General features: G+C 68.4%; 16 protein-coding genes. 6 read left to right on the forward strand and 10 right to left on the reverse strand.

All coding sequences use genetic code 11. The features are described 5' to 3' along the window. Positions 1 to 262: 262 nt before the first annotated feature. Positions 263 to 1531: a tyrosine--tRNA ligase gene (gene tyrS / locus M5E06_RS09865; RefSeq protein ID WP_252138014.1), complete on the forward strand. Its 1269-nt coding sequence runs from the start codon at positions 263 to 265 to the stop codon at positions 1529 to 1531. Between the two features lie 52 nt (positions 1532 to 1583). Here the strand turns inward: tyrS and M5E06_RS09870 are convergent, their stop codons facing one another. Together M5E06_RS09870 and M5E06_RS09875 are read right to left on the reverse strand one after the other, a co-directional pair. Further along, positions 1584 to 2894 carry a branched-chain amino acid ABC transporter permease gene (locus tag M5E06_RS09870; RefSeq protein ID WP_252138015.1) on the reverse strand — a complete coding sequence of 437 codons (1311 nt, stop codon included), beginning with the start codon at positions 2892 to 2894 and terminating at the stop codon, positions 1584 to 1586. Positions 2895 to 2980: 86 nt separating this feature from the next. Continuing rightward, a complete protein-coding gene (locus M5E06_RS09875) occupies positions 2981 to 4000 on the reverse strand; it encodes an aspartate-semialdehyde dehydrogenase (protein ID WP_109150864.1) in 1020 nt (339 codons plus the stop codon). 227 nt (positions 4001 to 4227) lie between these two features. On the opposite strand from M5E06_RS09875, the gene M5E06_RS09880 reads away from it, so the two are divergent. Further along, positions 4228 to 5838, forward strand: a complete 1611-nt coding sequence (locus M5E06_RS09880; RefSeq protein WP_109150863.1) for an ABC transporter substrate-binding protein — start codon at positions 4228 to 4230, stop codon at positions 5836 to 5838. A 39-nt stretch (positions 5839 to 5877) separates the two neighbouring features. Here the strand turns inward: M5E06_RS09880 and M5E06_RS09885 are convergent, their stop codons facing one another. Further along, positions 5878 to 6483 carry a cysteine hydrolase family protein gene (locus M5E06_RS09885; protein WP_252138016.1) on the reverse strand — a complete coding sequence of 202 codons (606 nt, stop codon included), beginning with the start codon at positions 6481 to 6483 and terminating at the stop codon, positions 5878 to 5880. 87 nt (positions 6484 to 6570) lie between these two features. On the opposite strand from M5E06_RS09885, the gene M5E06_RS09890 reads away from it, so the two are divergent. Continuing rightward, positions 6571 to 7476, forward strand: a complete 906-nt coding sequence (locus tag M5E06_RS09890; protein ID WP_252138017.1) for a LysR family transcriptional regulator — start codon at positions 6571 to 6573, stop codon at positions 7474 to 7476. Between the two features lie 24 nt (positions 7477 to 7500). Here M5E06_RS09890 and M5E06_RS09895 read toward each other — a convergent pair whose 3' ends face one another. The 4 genes from M5E06_RS09895 to def form a co-directional block, all read right to left on the reverse strand. Continuing rightward, positions 7501 to 10059: a hybrid sensor histidine kinase/response regulator gene (locus M5E06_RS09895; RefSeq protein WP_252138018.1), complete on the reverse strand. Its 2559-nt coding sequence runs from the start codon at positions 10057 to 10059 to the stop codon at positions 7501 to 7503. Between the two features lie 451 nt (positions 10060 to 10510). Beyond that, positions 10511 to 11248 carry a tRNA pseudouridine(38-40) synthase TruA gene (gene truA, locus M5E06_RS09900; RefSeq protein ID WP_252138019.1) on the reverse strand — a complete coding sequence of 246 codons (738 nt, stop codon included), beginning with the start codon at positions 11246 to 11248 and terminating at the stop codon, positions 10511 to 10513. Between the two features lie 5 nt (positions 11249 to 11253). After that, the gene (fmt, locus tag M5E06_RS09905) at positions 11254 to 12198 is read right to left on the reverse strand and encodes a methionyl-tRNA formyltransferase (RefSeq protein WP_252138020.1); all 945 of its coding nucleotides are present in this window, start codon (positions 12196 to 12198) and stop codon (positions 11254 to 11256) included. Between the two features lie 32 nt (positions 12199 to 12230). Further along, complete coding sequence (gene def, locus M5E06_RS09910; RefSeq protein ID WP_109150857.1) at positions 12231 to 12743, reverse strand: peptide deformylase; 513 nt, start codon at positions 12741 to 12743, stop codon at positions 12231 to 12233. Between the two features lie 149 nt (positions 12744 to 12892). Between def and cobS the strand changes: the two genes are divergently transcribed. The 3 genes from cobS to M5E06_RS09925 are packed head-to-tail and all read left to right on the forward strand — an operon-like array spanning position 12893 to position 14911. Next, complete coding sequence (gene cobS / locus M5E06_RS09915; RefSeq protein ID WP_252138021.1) at positions 12893 to 13693, forward strand: adenosylcobinamide-GDP ribazoletransferase; 801 nt, start codon at positions 12893 to 12895, stop codon at positions 13691 to 13693. Further along, the gene (locus tag M5E06_RS09920; protein ID WP_252138022.1) at positions 13690 to 14334 is read left to right on the forward strand and encodes a histidine phosphatase family protein; all 645 of its coding nucleotides are present in this window, start codon (positions 13690 to 13692) and stop codon (positions 14332 to 14334) included. Before cobS ends, M5E06_RS09920 begins: the two co-directional genes overlap by 4 nt. Positions 14335 to 14386: 52 nt before the next feature. Further along, on the forward strand, positions 14387 to 14911 hold the full coding sequence (locus M5E06_RS09925; protein WP_109154446.1) for a pyridoxamine 5'-phosphate oxidase family protein: 525 nt from the start codon (positions 14387 to 14389) through the stop codon (positions 14909 to 14911). A 51-nt stretch (positions 14912 to 14962) separates the two neighbouring features. Here the strand turns inward: M5E06_RS09925 and M5E06_RS09930 are convergent, their stop codons facing one another. The 3 genes from M5E06_RS09930 to M5E06_RS09940 all read right to left on the reverse strand — a co-directional run bounded on the left by M5E06_RS09930 (position 14963) and on the right by M5E06_RS09940 (position 18446). Beyond that, on the reverse strand, positions 14963 to 15634 hold the full coding sequence (locus M5E06_RS09930; protein WP_252138023.1) for a ChrR family anti-sigma-E factor: 672 nt from the start codon (positions 15632 to 15634) through the stop codon (positions 14963 to 14965). 10 nt (positions 15635 to 15644) lie between these two features. Further along, positions 15645 to 16220 (reverse strand): sigma-70 family RNA polymerase sigma factor, encoded by a 576-nt coding sequence (locus M5E06_RS09935; RefSeq protein WP_252138024.1) that lies wholly within the window; start codon positions 16218 to 16220, stop codon positions 15645 to 15647. 249 nt (positions 16221 to 16469) lie between these two features. Beyond that, a complete protein-coding gene (locus tag M5E06_RS09940) occupies positions 16470 to 18446 on the reverse strand; it encodes a molybdopterin biosynthesis protein (RefSeq protein ID WP_252138025.1) in 1977 nt (658 codons plus the stop codon). Positions 18447 to 18448 lie beyond the last annotated feature (2 nt).

Consider the following 18448-nt stretch of genomic DNA (forward strand, 5'->3'; position numbering starts at 1 on the left):
TTGCGAATCAATGTCAATTGCGACAAGGAAAGAATTGCGGGAATTCCCCGGCATAACTTGTGGGATTTGACTTGCGGCAGCGCAGCGATGCTTGTGCCGGAGAACAGGCCGGCGGGTGGAGCGGTTCCCGCACGGCCATCCGGCGGCGATCCGGCCGCCGCATTGAGGCAGGGGCCGTTCCGTGGTAACAGACCGCGGGAATTCTCCGACCTCCCCGGCCGGCGGGCCCGCCCTTCATTTCAACGACAGCCGGATTGCGGCCATGACGACGACCACCCCCTCGGCTCCCTCTTCGGAGTTCCTGCGCACCCTTCAGGAGCGCGGGTTCATCCACCAGTGCACCGACCTCGCCACGCTGGACGAGCGGGCGCAGAAGGGGCCGATCGTCGCCTATATCGGCTTCGACTGCACCGCCGACAGCTTGCATGTCGGCAGCCTGCTGCCGATCATGATGCTGCGCTGGCTGCAGAAGACCGGCCACAAGCCGATCGTCCTGATGGGCGGCGGCACCACCAAGATCGGCGATCCGTCGGGCAAGGACGAGGCGCGCCAGTTGCTGACCGACGAGGTCATCGGCAACAACATGGCGGGCATCAAGCGCATCTTCGGCCGTTACCTGACCTTCGGGAATGGCCCGACCGACGCGGTGATGGCGAACAACGCCGACTGGCTGGACGAGCTGAAATACATCCCGCTGCTGCGCGACATCGGCCGGCATTTCACCATCAACCGGATGATGAGCTTCGAGTCGGTCAAGCTGCGGCTGGACCGCGAGCAGCCGCTGACATTCCTCGAATTCAACTACATGATCCTCCAGGCTTACGACTTCGTGGAACTGAAGCGGCGCTATGGCTGCACGCTGCAGATGGGCGGGTCGGACCAGTGGGGCAACATCGTCAACGGCGTCGAACTCGGCCGCCGCACCGACGGGGCGGAGCTGTTCGGCCTGACCACGCCGCTGCTGACCACGTCCTCCGGCGCCAAGATGGGCAAGACGGCCGCCGGCGCGGTGTGGCTGACCGCCGACAAGCTCGGCAGCTATGATTTCTGGCAGTACTGGCGCAACACCGAGGATGCCGACGTCGGCCGCTTCCTGCGCCTCTACACCGAACTGCCGCTGGACGAGGTCGCCCGGTTGGAAAGCCTGCAGGGCGCCGAGATCAACGAGGCCAAGAAGATCCTCGCCAACGAGGTGACCAAGCTCGCCCATGGCGAAGAGGCTGCGCTGGAGGCCGCCGAGACCGCGCGTCGCGCCTTCGAGGAAGGAGCCGCCGCCGAGGGGCTGCCCAGCATCGAGGTCTCCCGCGCCGATCTGGAAGCCGGGCTGCCGGTGGTTGACCTGCTGGTGTCCGCCGGTCTGGCGGCGTCGAAGGGCGAGGCGCGCCGCCTCATCAAGGGCGGTGGGGCCAAGCTGAACGACGGGCCGATCGCCGACGAGGCGGCGAAGGCGACGGCGGCGGACCTGAACGCCGACAACGTGGTCAAGCTCAGCGCCGGCAAGAAGCGGCATGCGCTGGTGAAGGTGGGGTAAGGACGGTCACGGTGCCGGCTGGCGACTCAACGCCCCGGCCGGCACCTCCCGCCTAATCGCCCCTGCCCCGCGCCTGCCCCATCAATCCCTGCGGCCGGTAGATCAGGAACAGCGTCAGCAGCCCGAACGCCACGATGTCCTTGTAGGCGAGCGCGAAATAGGCCGACCAGAAGGTCTCCACCAGCCCCAGCAGGGCGCCGCCCAGCATCGCCCCCGGCACCGAGCCGATGCCGCCGACCACCGCCGCGGCCAGCGCCTTGAAGCCGATCAGGTAGCCGGTGAAGAAGTTCACCCCGCCATAATACAGCGCGATCACCGCCCCCGCCGCTGCCGCCAGCCCGCCGCCGATGGCGAAGGTCGCCGCAATCGTCCGGTTGACGTCCACCCCCACCAGCTCCGCCGCCGCAATGTCGTCGGTGCAGGCGCGGTGCGCCCGGCCGAAGGCGGTGCGCTGCATGATCCCCCACAGGGCCGCATAGAGCCCGCCGGTCAGCGCCAGGATCGCCAGCTGCGCCGTCAGCGCGGTGACGGTGAAGGCGCCGTCACTCAGCAGGTCGAAACGCTCGGTCAGCACCGGCGCCGGCCACCAGTCGCGCGCGCCGTGCAGCAGCCGCACCCCCTCCTGATAGGCGATGGACAGCCCGACCGCGACGATCAGCGGCGTGTGGCTGCGCACCCCGCGCAGGCGGCGGAAGACCAGCCGGTCCATCGTCCAGCCCTGCACTGCGGTGAAGCCCATCACCAGCACCAGCACGCCCAGCAGGGCCGGCGGCCATGTCGCCCAGCCGGCCATGCCCAGCCCGGCCGCCGCCATCGCCGTCAGCATGGCGCCGAGCATCGTCAGTTCCCCCATCGCCAGATTGATCTGGCCGAGGATGGCGTAGACCAGCGTGTAGCCCAGCGCCAGCAGCCCATAGACGCAGGCCACCGTGGCGGCGTTGATGATTTGCTGGGCCAGGAACAGGATGGGCGTCCAACGCGTCGGCTGCGCCCGCGGAACCTCCACCACCACGCCAACGGCATCGCGCGGCGGCCTGATGCGCAGCCATTGCTGCAGCATGGCGAATCGGATGCCGGTCAGCCAGCCGTTGCGGTCGGTGGCTACCGCCGCCAGGGTGCGCCGCCCCTCCTCCATCGAGGTGCCGGCGAAGCGGCAGGCGATCCAGTGCGCCTGCCCGCCGCTGCGGTAATCGACGCGCAGCACCCGCTTGTCCTCGGTATAAGAACGGGTGGACAGGTCGGTGACGGGTCCGTCGTCGAAGGCCGGGATCAGCTTCCGGCACAGCGCGTCCTGGTCGGCATCGACGCCGCACCCGGTGAGCAGCAGCAGGACGAGGCACAACAGCGGCAGGATGCGAGGCACGGAACCGCCCGGTCAGGTGGGATGGTTCAGCCTACCGACAATTTGGGAGGGTGGGAAGCGTCCGCGACCTGCCCCCACCCGCCCCCTCACTCCACCATGTAATCCCGCACCAGCAGCTCGGCGATCTGCACGGCGTTCAGCGCCGCGCCCTTGCGCAGGTTGTCGGCGACGCACCAGAAGGACAGGCCGTTCTCCACCGTAAAGTCGTCGCGGATGCGGCTGACGAACACCGGGTTGTCGCCGGCGACCTCGACCGGCGTGACATAGCCGTCACTGGTCTGCTGGTCGACCACCGACACGCCGGGAGCGGCGCGCAGCACGACGCGGGCCTCCTCCGCGCTGATCGGCTCCTCCGTCTCGATGTTGATCGACAAGGCATGGCCGATGAAGGTCGGCACGCGGACGCAGGTGGCGGCGACCTTGATCTTGGGATCGAGGATCTTCTTGGTCTCCACCATCATCTTCCACTCTTCCTTGGTGGAGCCATCCTCCATGAAGGCGTCGATCTGGGGGATGACGTTGAAGGCGATCTGCTTGGGGAAGACGCTCTTGGTGATGGGGTCGTTGACGAAGATGGCGCGGGTCTGGGTGAACAGCTCGTCCATCGCCTCCTTGCCGGCGCCCGACACCGACTGGTAGGTCGACACCACGACGCGGCGGATCTTGTAGCGGTCGTGCAGCGGCTTCAGCGCCACCGCCATCTGGATGGTGGAGCAGTTGGGGTTGGCGATGATGCCGCGCTTGCGATAGCCGACCAGCGCCTCCGGGTTCACCTCCGGCACCACCAGCGGCACGTCGGGGTCCATGCGGAAGTGCGAGGTGTTGTCGATCACCATGGCACCGGCGGCGGCAGCGCGCGGCACATGGACGGCCGAGACCTTGGCGCCGGGCGACGACAGCACGATGTCCACGCCATGGAAGTCGAACTTGTTGAGATCCTGGACCTTGAGGATGTCGTCCTCGCCATAGGACACCTCCTGGCCGATCGACTTTTCGGAGGCGAGCGCGATGACCTTGTCGGCCGGGAACTTCCGCTCGGCCAGCGTTTGCAGGATCTCGCGCCCGACATTGCCGGTGGCGCCGATGACCGCGACGGTATAGCCCATGACGGTGGTTTCCTTCTGCCGAATGTCCGCGAATACAAGAATGGTGCCGGGGGGCGATAGGAGCTAGGCGCTTTCCCCACGAATTGCAACCCGTCCCCGATGGAAAGGGCGGCCCGGAAGCAGCCAGGGCGGAACCAGCCAACCTGCCGGGTTGACATACCAGGGAAGGCAGCGGGAAGATTTAATTCTCAACAGTGCCCGAACGGGCCTCCAGGGAGACTTCACGGATGACCAGCTTCAAGCGCGGCCTTATTGCCCAGACCGTTCTCGGCGCCGCCGCTCTCGCCCTCGTCAGCCTCGCCGGCCCGGCCATCGCCGCCACGCCCAAGGACTCGCTGGTGATGGCGTGGCAGTTCGACGACATCGTCAGCCTCGATCCCGGTGAGATCTTCGAGCTGTCGGGCGCGGAATACAGCGCCCAGGTCTATGACCGCCTGATCCATTTCGACGTCAACGACGTCAGCAAGATCGAGGGCGAGGTCGCCGAAAGCTGGACCGTGTCGCCGGACGGCAAGACCTTCACCTTCAAGATCCGCGACGGCATCAATTTCCATTCCGGCAACCCGCTGACCGCCAACGACGTGGCATGGTCCTTCGCCCGCGCGGTGAAGATGAACAAGGGTCCGGCCTTCATCCTGACCCAGTTCGGCCTGACCCCGGACAATGTCGACCAGATGGTGCGCGCCACCGATCCGAAGACGCTGGTCTTCACCACCGACAAGGCCTACGCCCCCACCTTCGTGCTCTACTGCCTGACCGCCGACGTCGCGTCGGTCATCGATTCCAAGCTGGTGAAGAGCAAGGAGAAGGACGGCGATTTCGGCGCCGGCTGGCTGAAGACCAACTCCGCCGGCTCCGGTCCCTTCATCCTGAAGCAGTGGAAGCCGAGCGAACTGCTGACCTTCGACGCCAACACGAAATACTGGCGCGGCGCGCCGAAGCTGAAGCGCGTGCTGATCCGCCACATCGCGGAACCGGCGACCCAGCGCCTGTTGCTGGAGAAGGGCGACGTCGATGTCGCGCGCAACCTGAAGCCGGAGCAGTTCGAGCCGCTGAAGTCCAGCGACGCCATCCGTCTGGTCCAGGCGCCGAAGGGCACGCTGTGGTATCTCAGCCTGAACCAGAAGGTCCCCGCCCTGGCCAAGCCCGAGGTGCGCGAGGCCTTCAAGTATCTGGTCGATTACGACGGCATGGCCGGCTCCATCATGAACGGCATCGGCGCCGTCCATCAGGCCTTCCTGCCCAAGGGCTTCCTGGGCGCCGTCAACGACAACCCCTACAAGTACGATCCGGCCAAGGCGAAGGAACTGCTGGCGAAGGCCGGCTATCCCGACGGCTTCACCGTCAGCATGGACGTGCGCAACACCAACCCGACCCAGGACATGGCCCAGGCGATCCAGGCCAGCGCCGCCAAGGCCGGCGTGAAGATCGAGATCATTCCCGGCGACGGCAAGCAGGTGCTGACCAAGTTCCGCGCCCGCAACCATGAACTGATGATCCAGCAGTGGGGCGCGGATTACCAGGATCCGAACTCCAACGCCGACACCTTCGCCTCCAACCCCGACAACAGCGACGACGCCAAGGCCAAGCCGCTGGCGTGGCGCAACGCCTGGGACATTCCGGAGCTGACCAAGAAGACCGCCGCCGCGGTCGAGGAACGCGACAGCGCCAAGCGCGCCAAGATGTACGAGGAGCTTCAGCGCTCGGTCCTGGCCGACTCGCCCTTCGTCATCATGTTCCAGCAGACCGAGATGGTGGCGGAGCGCAAGAACGTCACCGGCCTCGTCTGGGGGCCGAGCTTCGACACCAACTACTACTGGAAGGCCGACAAGAAGTAAGAATGCGGCGGGGGCGCCGACCGCGCCCCCTTCTCCCGCTCACCCCCAGGCCCGCGCATCCTCGACCACGGTGGCGAGGCTGTCGGACAGGCCGGTCAGCACGCCGCGCTGGATGTCGGCCGCCGGCACCACCCCGCCCTTGCCGTCCGGCAGGTCGCGGGTGGCGGTGGCCGACGCCACGACCGTCACCCGCCAGCCATGATCCACCGCCGACCGCGCGGTGCTGCTGACGCAGTTGTGGGTCATGAAACCGGCGACGATCATCTCCGTCCGCCCGGTATCGCGCGCCACCGTCTGCAGGTCCGTCCCGGCGAAGGCGTTGGCGAGCTTCTTGACAACCACCGGCTCGCCATCGCGCGGGGCGACCGCCGGAACGATCTCCGCCATCGGCCCGGTCGGGTCGAACACCGGCGCGCCCGCAGCGGTGTGATGGACGATGTGGATCACCGGCACGCCATTGGCGCGGGCAAGGGCCAGCAGCGCCGCCGCCTGCTCCACCGCCGCATCGACGCCCGACAGCCGCAGGGCGCCGTCGGTGTATTCGCGCTGAAGGTCGATCAGCACCAGCACCGCCTTGTCCAAGGGAGCGGGGGCGGTCGGCGCGCCGACGATCTGGCGCAGGGTCCGGGCGGGAAGGGTCGTCATCGGGAAATGCTCCGCAATCGTTTTGAGCGTTGATGGAGACCATGCTGCCCCGTTCACCGATGCGCAGCCATCCGCTATCCTTGCACGATGACTGTTCAAAAATTCACAGGCCCGCTCGATTGGGACGATCTGCGCGTCTTCCTGGAACTGGCCCGCGCCGGCAGCCTGTCGGCGGCGGCGCGCAGCCTGCGACTGAGCCACGCCACGGTCGGGCGCCGGCTGGCTGCGTTGGAAGCGACGCTCGGCCGCAGCCTGATGGAGCGCCGCCCCGACGGCTATGTCCTGACGGCGGAGGGCGAGAGCGTCCGCGCCCTGGCCGAGGCGATGGACGAGCGGGCGCAGGCGATCCGCCGCCGCGAGGGCGACGACGCCGGCCTCAGCGGCACCGTACGGCTGACGATGACCCAGGCGCTGGCCGACGTCTTCCTGATCCCCCGCCTGGGGCCGTTGCGTGCGGCAAACCCGGCGCTGAACCTGGAGATCATCGTCGACAACCGCACCCTCAGCCTCGCCCGGCGGGAGGCCGATCTGGCCATCCGGCTGGCCCGGCCGCAGCGTGGCGATCTGGTCGGGCGGCGGCTGGCGACGCTGGGCTATGGGCTCTATGCCGCGCCGGGCGCGCCCGACACGCTGATCGCCTATGACGAGTCGATGGCCGAACTGCCGGAGGCGCTGTGGCTGGACCGCCATGGCGGCGGCCGGCGCATCGCCTTTCGCACCAACAGCGTACAGGGGCAACTTGCGGCGACGGTCGCCGGCTTCGGCATCGCCTTCCTGCCCTGCATGCTGGCGGACGGCGTGCCGGGGCTGGAGCGCCGCCCGCAGTCCGGCCCTCCATTAACCCGCGAGGCGTGGCTGCTGGTCCACCGCGACCGCCGCGAGGTGCCGCGGGTGCGGGCGGTGATCGAGCATCTGGTGACGGTGTTCACCGCGGAGAAAGAGCGGCTGGCGGGGCGCACCGGCTGTCAGCCGCAGCAGCCGAGGGCCCCATGACCCCCATCGGTGCACAGAGCGGCGTCACTCCACGACGGACAACATCTCCACGACGGCGTTCCGCAGATCGGTGGCCGCGACCGGTTTGTGGAGCAGCGCATGCCCGCCGGCCCGCACCTCGACCAGGCGTTCAGGCGCGGTATCGCCGGTAATGACAGTTGCGGGCACCGGCACATTCAGGCGTTCGCACACCGCCTTGATCGCATTCAGGCCGGTCTCGCCGCCCCGCAGCCGGTAATCGGCGAGGATGGCGTCCGGCCATTTGCCGCTATCGACAAGTAGGACGGCATCCTGGATGGAACCGGCGGTCAGCACCTGATAGCCCCAGCTCTCCAGCATCGCCTGCAGTCCAGTGCGCACCAAAGGCTCGTCATCGATCACCAGGATCAGGCTGGGATGCCCATTCACGGGATGCCCATTCACGGGGTGCACATTGTTCGGCTTGCTGGAGCCGGACGAACGCAGGGCCACCACCGGCACCTCGACGCGGAACATCGAGCCGCGCCCCGGCAACGAGCGGAGTTCGATCCGGTGACCGAGCAGCCGGGCGAGGCGTCGCACCACCGCCAATCCCAGCCCCAGGCCCTTGCTGCGGTCGCGCTCCGGATTGCCGACCTGGAAGAACTCCTCGAAGATCTCCTCGTGCTTGTTGGGTTGGATGCCGATGCCGGTATCGATCACGTCGATATGCAGGTTACCGCCCTGCCGCCGACATCCGATCAGAACACCGCCCCGTTCCGTATAGCGCAATGCGTTCTCGATGAGGTTGCGCAGGATGCGCTCCAGCAATGCCGGGTCGCTGCGGATGGTCGCGCCGCTGGGGACGACCCGCAGGCGCAGTTCCTTGGCCGCGGCCTGGGCGTGATATTCGGCGCCAAGCCGCTCCAGGAGCGGCCCCACCGGCATATCCACCGGGGTCGGGACGATCAGTCCGGCATCGAGCTTGGACACGTCGAGCAGGCTGTCTAGCAGCATTCGCAAGCCTCCCATCGCTTCGCCCAGCGACTTCAGCAGAGGGAAGGCCGGATGTCCGTCGAGCCGCTCCTCCAGGGCGCTTTGGAACAGCATCATGGCCTGGACCGGCTGGCGCAGATCATGGCTGGCGGCGGCGAGGAATTTCGACTTGGCGATATTGGCGCGGTCTGCTTCGGCCTTCGACGCGCGCAGGGCATCCTCGGCAGACTTGCGTTCGGTGATGTCGCGGATGATTCCGTTGAAATAGCGCCGCTTGCCGGAGGTCCATTCGGCGATGGCCAGTTCGATCGGGAATATCATGCCGTCCTTGCGCCGCCCCATCAGGTCGCGGCCGGCGCCATTGCCCCGCCGGTCACCCATGGACAGGCAGGTCACGACGTCGACATCGTCGGCGGAGCGGCACGGTTCCGGCATCAGAAGTCTGACGGTATGCCCGCTTGCCTCCTCCGCCCGATAGCCGAAGATGCGCTCCGCCGCCGGGTTGAGCGACTGGATGATGCCGGCGTCGTCGATGACCACCATGGCGTCCGCCGCGGTTTGGACCATGGCGCGATTCCGGGCCTCGCTTTCGGCCAAATCCGCTTCACGCTGCTGGATCAGGATCGCCGCATTCCGGATCGCCTTGCCGACTGCGTCGATCTCCAGAACGCCTCCGGCGTCGGCAGACGGCAGACGCCCCGCCCCCAAGGCTTCGGCAGCCTCAGCCAGTTGCACAACCGGGCGCATCAGGCGACGCCCCAAACCCATGGCGGCGGCGATGCCGATCAGGACGAGGACGAGCCCTCCCCCCACGAACAGCAGCAGCGTCTCACGCGCGGGCACCGCCATCAGGGACTGGGGAACGCTGGCGGCGACCACCCATCCAGTTGTCCCGGAGCGGCTGTAGGCCTGAAAGGCGGACACTCCCTCCAGATTGATCGCGCGATGGACACCCTCGGGCGCGTCGCGCATCCCGGCCCACATATCCGTCGGCAGCGACTGGCCGACGAACTGTTCGGCCTGATGCGAGCGGGCGATGACGGTCCCGTCCTCGTCGATCACCCCAGCCCGCCAGCCGCGGGGAAGACGCTCGGGAGAGACAATGGTCTGGAGCCGTTCCTGGGTAATGGTCAGGCTCAACAGAAAGCGGACATCCCCGTCGCAGATCACCGGCACCACGACGATCAGATGCGGCGCCCGCGTCACACCGCCCGTGACCAGGCCGGACACCTGCGGTTTCCGCGTCGCGATCGCCCGCTGGTCGGTGACCAGGCCGGAGTTCGCGGGCAGGGGCGTTCCCCAGGGCACCCGGCTGTTGACGATCTGCTGGTTCGCCAAGTCGCGCAGGACCACGTTGGTGCCGAGATGGTCCCTCACCTCGACGGCGCGCCGGTGGAAGGTGGCAAGGTCGCCCACCACCAGACTCTCGGACGTGGCAAGGACTTCGGCCGCAGCGATCAGTCGCGCCACTTCCCGGTCCACGTCCTCGGCCAATAGGTGCGCCCTGTCACGGACCAGCCGCTCGGTTTCCCTGGCTTGGGCTTTCACGTTCCGGACAAGCAGGAAACCGGAAAAAAGGACGAGCGGCACGGCCACGGCGGTGACCAGCAGGATGAGCCAAGTCCGCAATCGGCGGGATCGCGGTGACGGCCGAGGATGGCGCACACTTGGCGGCGGTTGCATCATCCAACCCCGACCGGCGATCGGACATCGGCGGCGCCAGCGCTTTGCATGGCGCCTCCCCTCGAACATCTGGACTTGCAAACCTCCAATTTGACAATCAAAGAGTGTAGATTTCCGATCCGGCGGTTGCAAAATGACATTCTCGCAGACCTTCCCGCTACATCCGCCTGCCGATACCGTAACCTTGGCAAATCATATGCAATCAGAGATGCTAAGTTTTCGGAAACACAAAAGCGGCCTTCCGATTGTTGCCAGAAAAGGAAAGCAAGTGACCGCACCTCAAGGTCAAAGCGCCTTGAGAAGACTACATACAACATTCACTGCTGAGTGGGAACAGTTTTGCAGAAAGTTCGGCAGTCTCACAAATCAGCGTGACTATGCCGTCTTCGCTATGTCTTTAGTAACGCGCCGCCATGAAATAGAGCCCGTCCGACGGGCAGGTCGGCCCGGCCTTGGCGCGGTCGCGGGCTTCCAGCGCGCGGCGCACGTCGTCGGGGGTCCACTTGCCGGCGCCCACCAGTTCCAGCGTGCCGACCATGTTGCGGACCTGATGGTGCAGGAAGGAACGTGCCGCGGCATGGATGCGGATTTCCTCGCCCTGACGCTCCACATCCAGCCGGTCCAGCGTCTTCACCGGCGACTTCGCCTGACACAGCGCGGCGCGGAAGCTGGTGAAGTCATGCTGACCGACCAGCACCTGCGCCGCGGCGTGCATCGCCTCCGCATCCAGCGGGCGGGTGACGTGCCACGCCCTGCCGGCGTCGAGCGCCAGCGGCGCCCGGCGGTTGACGATGCGGTAGACATAGGCGCGGCCGGTCGAAGTCAGCCGGGCGTGGAAGTCGTCAGCAACCGCCTCCACCTCCAGCACCGCGATGGGGGCCGGCTTCAGGTGGAAGTTCAGGGCGTCGCGCAGCTTCAGCCCGGTGAAGGGCTTCTCCAGGTCGAAATGGCAGACCTGCCCCAGCGCGTGCACACCGGCGTCGGTGCGGCCGGAGCCATGGACCCGCACCACCTCGCTCGACAGGCGCTGCACCGCCTCCTCCAGGCTCTGCTGGACGGAGGGGCCGTTGTCCTGGCGCTGCCAGCCGACGAAGGGACGGCCGTCATACTCGACGGTCAGTTTCCAGCGCTGCACGGCGGTCAGTCCGCAACAGCTTCGGCGGAGACCGGCTGCCCCACCGCCAGCGCGAAGCCGCGCAGGAAGGCAGCGCCATCCACCGGCGCCTTGCCCGGCCGCTGCACCTTGACCAGCCGCACCGCCCCGTCGGCGCAGGCGACCGTCAGCCGATCGTCCAGCAAGGTGCCGGGCGTGCCGGTGCCGGTCGCGGGTTCGGCCGCCAGCACCTTGATGCGCTCGCCATTCGCAGCATCGAACCAGCAGCCGGGCCACGGCGTCAGCGCCCGGACCTGCCGCTCGACATAAGCGGCGGGCTGGGTCCAGTCGAGCCGGCCATCCTCACGCGTCAGCTTGGCGGCGTAGGTGACGCCCTCTTCCGGCTGCGGCACGGCGGCCAGCGTGCCGGCGGCCAGACCGTCCAGCGCCGGGACGATCATGCGGGCGCCGAGGGCGGCCAGTTCGTCATGCAGGCTGCTGGCGGTGGTGGCGGGGGTGATCGCCACCGCCTCTTTCGACAGCATGGCGCCGGTGTCGAGCCCGATGTCCATCTGCATGATGGTGATCCCGGTCTCGGCATCGCCGGCCAGGATGGAGCGCTGAATCGGCGCCGCCCCGCGCCAGCGCGGCAGCAGAGAGCCATGCACGTTGACGCAACCCAGCCGCGGCGCGTCGAGGATCGGCTGCGGCAGGATCAGGCCATAGGCGGCGACCACCGCGACGTCGGCCTCAAGGGCCGCGAACTCCGCCTGGGCCTCGGCGTTGCGCAGGCTCTTGGGCGTGCGCACGGGGATGCCGTGCTCCTCGGCGAAGCGGTGGACGGGGGACTTCTGCACCTGCTGACCGCGGCCGGCCGGGCGCGGCGGCTGGCTGTAGGCGCAGACGACCTGATGCCCCGCCTCGATCAGCGCAGCAAGGCTGGGGACGGCGAAATCCGGCGTGCCCATGAAGACGAGACGGAGCGGGGTCATCGGATCAAATCGCAGTTCTGTTTTTGGGCCGGTCAGGCCGTCGCCTTCTGCATCTTCTGGACCTTCTTCAGCAGAATGTTCCGCTTCAGCATCGACAGGTAATCGACGAACAGAACGCCGTTCAGATGGTCGATCTCATGCTGGATGCAGGTGGCGAGCATCCCGTCGGCCTCCATCTCCTGCTGCTGGTTCTTTTCGTCCAGATAGCGGACGCGGATGCGCTGGGGACGGGTGACCTCGGCATACTGCTCCGGCACCGACAGGCAGCCTTCCTCGCACACCGACTTCTCGTCGGACGACCAGACGATTTCCGGGTTGGCGAGGCGCATCGGGTTCGCCGGCTCGCCCTTCTCGTGGACGTCGACGACGATGACGCGGTCGAGCACGCCGACCTGCGGAGCGGCCAGACCGATGCCGTTGGCGTCGTACATGGTCTCCACCATGTCGTCCATCAGCTTGACGACGCGCGCATCCACTTCGGCGACGGGTTGCGCCTTGCGCTTCAGGATCGGATGCGGGGCGACGAGGATCGGAAGACGGGCCATGGGTGCTCGATGCTGGTAGGGGGAGTTCAAACGGACAAAGTAGGCGGACCGAGTGTTTTGGTCAAGGAATCGGACCTGTGCGAACGGTGCGGAACCACCCGCCGAGCAGGGTTGCGCCGGACGCCGGTTGGGCGTAGTCGATGCCGATCATGCCTGACGCGACCACCGCCCCTCCCCCTCCGCCAAGCTGGACCCAGGACGCCGCCCTGGCGCTGGTGTTCCTGACCCGCCTGCCCTTCCCGCCCCTGGGTCCGCTCAATGGCCCGCTGGCCGAGGGCGCGGCGGCGCGGGCGATGGGGTGGTTTCCGCTGGTCGGTGCGCTGGTCGGGCTGGCCGGCGGAGTGGTGTTCGCCGCTGCCGCTGCGCTGCACCTGCCGCCTCTGGCCGGTGCGCTGCTGGCGCTGGCGGCGACGGTGCGGCTGACCGGCGGGCTGCACGAGGATGGTGCGGCCGACGTCGCCGACGGCTTCGGCGGCGGGCGCGACGTGGCACGCAAGCTGGAGATCATGCGCGACAGCCGGGTCGGCAGCTATGGTGTGCTGGCCCTGGTCTTCTCCATCGGCATCCGTGCCGCAGCACTGGCCGCCCTGCCGGTGCCGGCGGCGGTCGCCGCGTTGGTGGCGGCCGGCGCCCTGTCGCGTTGCGGGCTGGCGGCGATGGCGCGCATCCTGTCCCCGGCGCGGCGTGACGGGCTGGCGGCGGCACAGGGCCGGCCGGCGATGGCGACGGTGCTGCTGGCGCTCCTCTCCGGCACGGCGCTGGCCGCGGTCGCCCTTGGCGGCTTGGCCCTGCCGGCGCTGGCGGCCTCGCTGCTGGCGGTGATCGCGGTGGCGATGCTGGGCCGGCGGCAGATCGGCGGGCACACCGGCGACGTCTTCGGCGCCGCCCAGCAGGTGGCGGAGGCCGCGGTGCTGCTGACCCTCTCCGCCTTCTTGGGAGCAGTTGCATGAGCGCGGTGAGCCTCACCCCCCTGACCGTCACCCGCTGGTGGCTGATCCGCCATGCGCCGGTCCACAACCCGGACAACGTGATCTGCGGGGCGACCGACCGCGAGGCCGACACCGGCAACCGCGCCCCGGCGGCAGCGCTCGCGGCCAGCCTCCCCGCCGACGGCCTGTGGCTGACCAGCCCGCTCCGCCGCAGCCGCCAGACCGCCCAGGCGCTGTGGAGCCGCAACCCACGCCTCGCCGACACCGCGGTTGTCGAGCCGGCGCTGGCCGAGCAGGATTTCGGCGAGTGGGAAGGCATCAGCCACGACACCGCGGCCCTGCGCGATGCCGAGGCGGCGGCGCGCTTCTGGCGCAATCCGGCCCGCCACGCCCCGCCCGGCGGCGAGAGCTTCGCCACGGTGATGGAGCGCACGGCGGCGGCCCTGCGGCGGCTGACCGACCTCCATGCCGGACGCGATGTGGTTGCGGTGATTCACGCCGGCAGCATCCGGGGCGCGCTGGCTCTGGCGCTGGATCTCACGCCGGAGGCGGCATTGCGGTTGCGGATCGACCCCTGGTCGCTGACCCGGATCGACCACTACCACGCCGGGACAGGATCCTGGTCTGTCGGGGGAGTGAATCAGCAGGTCGGAACTTTCTGACCGCGGCAGGCGTTCCTCAGTCTCCGTTGGGCTACCGAACGAGAGGCAGACCATGGTCCATAGCACCACCGCCGGCCATAACCCCGACCAGGGCGAAGTCAAAAAGCTCTGGGAGATGATGAAGAGCGTTCAGGTCGCGATGATGACGACGCTGGACGACAACGGCCGGATGAACTCCCGTCCGATGGCGACGCTGTCCCATGCGGGGTTCGAAGACGGCACCTTGTGGTTCTTCACCCGCGCCCATTCCGAAAAGGTGGACGAGATCGACCGCCACTGGCGCGTCAACCTCGCCTACGCCAACCCCGACAAGCAGGATTACGTGTCCGTTTCCGGCGTCGCCGAGGTGGTGCGCGACCGCGACAAGATCCGCTTCCTGTGGCGCGACATCATGAGCACCTGGTTCCCCCAAGGTCCGGACGATCCGGAGGTGGCGCTGCTGAAGGTGTCGGTCGATCAGGCCGAATACTGGGACAGCCCGTCCAGCACCATGGTCTACGCCTATGGCTATGTGAAGGCGAAGCTGACCGGCCAGTCGCCCGATCCCGGCGACAACGCCAAGATCGCTTTCCAGTAAGTCGAACGGGCCGGTAAGACGCGTGCGATGGGCGCTCCGGCGCCCATCGCCTCAGAACTTCACGAACCGGTTGAACCACCGCCCCAACGGCCCCGTCAGCTTCAGCCCGCCGATGGTGGTGGCGAGGCACAGGCAGCCTTCCGGGTCCGACACCGGCCGGTGGACCAGCGACGGGTCGCCGATGGCGAGATCGCCGGGCAGAAACGCACCGAACTCGTCGGAGAAGCCGCCCTCCAGCACCACGGTCAGCTCGATCCCGCCATGGGTGTGCTGCGGCACGCCGACCCCGCCCTTCATCCGGATCAGCCGTGTCGTCCCGTTCGGACCCGACAGCAAATCCATGCAGCGCATGCCCGGCTGAAGAAAGCGCCAACCGCCCTCGCCGATCCGCCCGTCGCGGTCGAGCCGCCCGCGCAGATAGCTGCGCAACGGTTCCGGATAGCGCGACTTTTCAGGCGACGGCTTTACCGCCGGGCGGCAGGGCGCCGGCCGCTCGTGGTCCAGGCGGGCCATCAGCGCTTCCAGGCAGCCGTCGGACAGCGGTTCCGGCTCCAGATCGTCCAGCAGGGCGCCGCCGATCGCCTCCATCTCCGCAACCGCGTGGCGGCAGGCCGGGCAGAAGGCCATGTGGGTGGCGACGGCCAGCGAGGCGCCTTCGCACAGGGCGCCGCCGGCATAGTCGATCAGCAGCGTGTCGCCGGGGTGGTGGCTCGGCCGGTTCATCGGAAATGCCTCATCCGACATCCTTCAGCGACCGGCGCAGGCGTTCCATCGCCAGACGCAGGCGCGATTTGACGGTGCCGAGCGGGATGCCGTTCTCCGCGGAAATGACGCTGTGCGGCTTGTCCTCGAAATAAGCCATGCGCAGAAGCTCGGCCTGTTCCGGCGGCAGATCCTTCAGCGCGGCGCGCAGGCGTCCGTTGCTTTCCTTCGCCTCGATCCGGCGGTCGGCGGCCTCATCCGGCTCGGGCACCAGGGCGGGATCGTCGGGATCGATCTCCGGCCGCTGTTCGCGGCGCAGCACATCGATTCGCTTGTTGCGGGCGATGGTGAACACCCAGGTGCCGGCCGAGGCGTGACTCGGATCGTAGGTTTCGGCACGACGCCAGACCAACAGCATGACCTCCTGAACAAGCTCTTCCGCCGCGCCGGAATCGCATCCCAACCGGCGCAGATACGTCTTCAGCCGCGGCGCGAAGTGGCCGAACAGCACCCCGAACGCCTGTTTGTCCCGCTCGCGCCCAACGGCGACGAGCAGGGTTTCCAGGCTGGGGGCCGTGTCGGCCGCGGGGGTGTGCTGGTCCTGCATGGTCCCATTCAAGGGGAACATCGACCGCCGCACAAGCCGGGGATGGCATCCATTCCCGGAATTCGCGGCAGCGCCCCCATTTTCAAGGACTCTGCGTCAATCCTGCACTCTGCCCTGCACGCCACCAGCCGTCTCGCCGGGCTGTATGTCGCATCGTGACCCTCGATACGCAACCGCCCGGCCGCCGGATCACGAAAAAACCCGGCGTACGGCATTTTGTTCGGATGTGCCGGAGGATTTGGTCAGACTCTATCTGCTGAACCCCATCGACCGCAGGGCCTCCGCCACCTCCGGCGTCTCCAGCGCCTCGACGAAGCGGCGGACGGCCGGGCGGTCGCGGCGGGCGGCGGGGATGACGAAATCGTAATGCTCCTCCTGCAGCGGCAGGAAGCCCAGCCCATAGAGCTTCGCCGCGGTTTCGATGGCGACGCCCCAGTCGGCGCGGTTCTGCGCCACCGCGACGGCCACCGCATTGTGCGACTTGGCCTGCGTCCAATAGCCGGTCGGCCGCGCCGGCCCCAGCAGCCGGTCGGTCAAGATGCGGGTGCCGCTGCCGGCATTGCGGTTGATCAGGATGCAGTCGGCCAGACCGGCGACCGCCGCCACCGCCTCCGCCGCCGTCCTGCCCTCGAACCGCGGGTCGCCGCGGCGGAAGACGATGCCCTGCATGCGGCGATAGCCGGTCACCAACTCCAGCCCCGGCGCCAGGAAGGGCGTGTTGTAGGTGCCGGTGGCCGGGTCCATCAGATGGACCGGGGCGATGTCGCACTCCCCGCGCCGCGCCGCCGCAAGCCCGCCCATCGAGCCGACATTCAGCGCCTTGACCGTCATCCCCTCGCCGATCAGCCGGCCGAGCACGGCGTTCAGCCCGATGCACTGGCTGCCCACCACGATCAGGTCGGCGGGAGCCAGCGAGCGGCCGAGCAGCTGGACCGACACCGGCGTGCCGGCCTCCACCGCCTCCGCCTGGGCGTCGATGGCCAGGAAGCCGTCGGCATGGCTGAAGGCGGTGACCGCGCCCGATCCCTTGGACAGCGGATAGGCCGCCAGCTCGTCCTCGCCGGCGCCATGGACCAGCGAGACCATGACAAATTCCGTGCGCCCGCGTTCCGACCCCAGACGCACCGGCAGGGTGGCCGGCACCTCTTCGGCAAGCGCCGGCGGCAGGCCGGCCATGGCGCGGATCACCGGGGCGACGAAGCTGTGGAAGGTGAACATGGCCGAGGTCGGGAAGCCCGGCAGGATCACCACCGGCTTGCCGCCGGTCACCGCGAGGCACAGCGGCTTGCCCGGCTTCAGCGCCACGCCATGGGCGACGATGCCGGGGTCGGACAACTGCGCGACGATGCGGTGGGAGCGGTCGCCCGCCCCCTTCGACGTGCCGCCCGACAGCAGCAGCGCGTCGCACTCCAGCCCTTTGGCGACCAGCCGTTCCAGCGCCGCGTCCTCGTCCGGGGCGATGCCGAGCGGCACCGGTTCGCCGCCCAGTTCGGAAACCGCGGCGGCCAGGATGGCGCCGTTGCTGTCATAGACCGCCCCGGTGCGGATCGGCTGGCCCGGCGCCACGATCTCGTCGCCGGTCGACAGGATGGCGACGCGCGGCCGGCGCACCACCGGCACCTCGGCCAGCCCGATGGCGGCCAGCACACCGATCTCGCGCGAGGTCAGGGCTTGGCCCTTGCGCAGCACCACCTCGCCCCGACCGATGTCGGAACCGGCGGCGGCGACGAAGGCTCCGGGCGTCGCCGGGCGGGTCAGGGTGACGAACAGGCCGTCCGCGCGTTCGACCGCCTCGGTCGTCTCCACCATCACCACGGCGTCGGCGCCGCGCGGCAGCATGCCGCCGGTGGCGATCACCGTGGCGGTGCCGGGCTCCACCGTCAGTTCGGGGGCATGGCCGGCCGCCAGCACCTCGTCGTTCAGGCGCAGGGCAACCGGCCGGTCCTCTGCCGCCCCCACTGTATCGGCGGCCCGCACGGCGAAGCCATCGACCACCGAGCGGTCGAAGCCGGGCACGTCCACCTCCGCCACCACGTCGGCGGACAGCACGCGGCCGAGCGCTGCGGACAGCGGCACCCGCTCCTCCCCGCGCGGCGACAGGTCGAGATGGCGGTGGAAACGGGCGCGCGCCTCCTCCCCGCTGACCACCTCCAGGAACTGGTCCTGGCGGGCGGCCTGGGCGACGAAACGGCGGATGTCCTCGCGGCTGCGGTCGGAACTGTGCACGC

It is taken from the genome of Azospirillum sp. A1-3 (genome assembly GCF_023806445.1).
Lineage (GTDB): Bacteria > Pseudomonadota > Alphaproteobacteria > Azospirillales > Azospirillaceae > Azospirillum.

What these genes read in the sequence shown, in the direction of transcription:
- tyrS (WP_252138014.1), top strand. Translation starts at nt 263, where the DNA reads ATGACGACGACCACCCCCTCGGCTCCCTCTTCGGAGTTCCTGCGCACC.
- M5E06_RS09875 (WP_109150864.1), bottom strand. Translation starts at nt 4,000, where the DNA reads ATGGGCTATACCGTCGCGGTCATCGGCGCCACCGGCAATGTCGGGCGC.
- M5E06_RS09880 (WP_109150863.1), top strand. Translation starts at nt 4,228, where the DNA reads ATGACCAGCTTCAAGCGCGGCCTTATTGCCCAGACCGTTCTCGGCGCC.
- M5E06_RS09885 (WP_252138016.1), bottom strand. Translation starts at nt 6,483, where the DNA reads ATGACGACCCTTCCCGCCCGGACCCTGCGCCAGATCGTCGGCGCGCCG.
- M5E06_RS09890 (WP_252138017.1), top strand. Translation starts at nt 6,571, where the DNA reads ATGACTGTTCAAAAATTCACAGGCCCGCTCGATTGGGACGATCTGCGC.
- fmt (WP_252138020.1), bottom strand. Translation starts at nt 12,198, where the DNA reads ATGACCCCGCTCCGTCTCGTCTTCATGGGCACGCCGGATTTCGCCGTC.
- def (WP_109150857.1), bottom strand. Translation starts at nt 12,743, where the DNA reads ATGGCCCGTCTTCCGATCCTCGTCGCCCCGCATCCGATCCTGAAGCGC.
- cobS (WP_252138021.1), top strand. Translation starts at nt 12,893, where the DNA reads ATGCCTGACGCGACCACCGCCCCTCCCCCTCCGCCAAGCTGGACCCAG.
- M5E06_RS09920 (WP_252138022.1), top strand. Translation starts at nt 13,690, where the DNA reads ATGAGCGCGGTGAGCCTCACCCCCCTGACCGTCACCCGCTGGTGGCTG.
- M5E06_RS09925 (WP_109154446.1), top strand. Translation starts at nt 14,387, where the DNA reads ATGGTCCATAGCACCACCGCCGGCCATAACCCCGACCAGGGCGAAGTC.
- M5E06_RS09930 (WP_252138023.1), bottom strand. Translation starts at nt 15,634, where the DNA reads ATGAACCGGCCGAGCCACCACCCCGGCGACACGCTGCTGATCGACTAT.
- M5E06_RS09935 (WP_252138024.1), bottom strand. Translation starts at nt 16,220, where the DNA reads ATGCAGGACCAGCACACCCCCGCGGCCGACACGGCCCCCAGCCTGGAA.